At 69.5% G+C, this 1197-nt stretch carries 2 protein-coding genes; one reads left to right on the plus strand and one right to left on the minus strand.

The annotated features are described in order from the left end of the window. Positions 1-650, minus strand: a 650-nt coding sequence (locus AB0O29_RS36170) for an SGNH/GDSL hydrolase family protein (protein WP_365160764.1), incomplete at its 3' end; no start/stop codon positions are given. Positions 651-857: 207 nt separating this feature from the next. Between AB0O29_RS36170 and AB0O29_RS36175 the strand changes: the two genes are divergently transcribed. After that, on the plus strand, positions 858-1197 hold a 340-nt coding region (locus AB0O29_RS36175; RefSeq protein WP_365160767.1), incomplete at its 3' end, for a response regulator.

The raw sequence follows: 1197 nt of genomic DNA on the forward strand, positions 1-1197 counted from the left end.
ACGGCGGCGCTCGCGCTGGACGAGGAACTGGACCGGTCCGGCGCCTGACCCGGTCCGGAGTCCGATCCGGTGTCCGGAGCCTGATCAGGCCCGCGGGCCGCCTTGATGGCGGCCTCGTGCGGCTTGTAGAAGTCGTCGAGCCTGAACGGCGGGGCGGAGACGATCAGGAGGTCGGCGCCGGCCTCGTTGACCGTCTTGACCAGGCGTTCGTACCCGGCGCGCTGTTCGTCGGCGGAGCCCCAGTCGTAGGTGGTGATCTGGTAGGCGACCACGTCGGGCTTGAACGCCGCCAGCTTCTTCGGCAGCTCTTCCCAGGTGGGGGCCGCCATCTCACCGATCACCCCGCCGCCTCCCGCCGCGGCCATCGAGGCGAACTCGGCCCCGCCCGCCTTCATCGCGGCGCCGAGCGCCGGCGCCTCGGCCTCGCCGATGGAGTCGCCCATCCACAGCAGCCGCTGCGGCTTGGCGTCGTTCCGGCCCTCGTCGTGCCGCTCGGAGTTCGTCCCCCCGGAGCCTGCCCCGTCTGTTGCGGCCCCGCCGCCCTGCCCGCAGGCGGTGAGGCCGAGGAGGACGGCGGCGGCGGAGACGGAGGCGGAGGCGGAAAGGAGGAGACGAGTGCGGGTGTTCTTCATGGACTGTGCGTTGCTCATGCCCTCGACGGAACCGTCCCGAGTGGCAGAAGGGGCAGGCCGTCATCGTTTCATCACGAAAAGCGGAACCCGTCGTCATACGCTTCGAGCACCGTTGTCGAAGAACGTCGAAGAACGTCGAAGAACGTCGAAGAACGCCGAAGAACACGGAAGCCGTCCGAAGGCTCACCCGAGGACACACCGAGCACAGGAGACGAGCGCACCCCCATGGCACGAGTCCTGCTGATCGAAGACGACCTCGCCGTGCAGAAGGGCGTCACCCTCGCGCTCAAGCGCCGGGGCCACGAGGTCGAGGTCGCGGCCAGCGGCGAGACGGGTCTGCTCCTGCTGGAACGCCATAGGCCCGACCTGGTCCTCCTCGACCTGATGCTGCCGGGCATGAGCGGACTGGAGGTCTGCCGCCGCATCCGGGAGAGCAAACAGCTCCCGATCATCATCCTGTCCGCGCCAAGGACTCCCACTTCCGCGGCAACATGCCGCAGGCCGTCTCCATCGAGGGCACCAACTGGGAGGGCGCCCTGGCGCCGACCCCGGAGGAGCTCCAGGG

It is taken from the genome of Streptomyces sp. NPDC089915, assembly GCF_040684675.1.
In the GTDB taxonomy this organism is placed as follows: Bacteria; Actinomycetota; Actinomycetes; order Streptomycetales; family Streptomycetaceae; genus Streptomyces.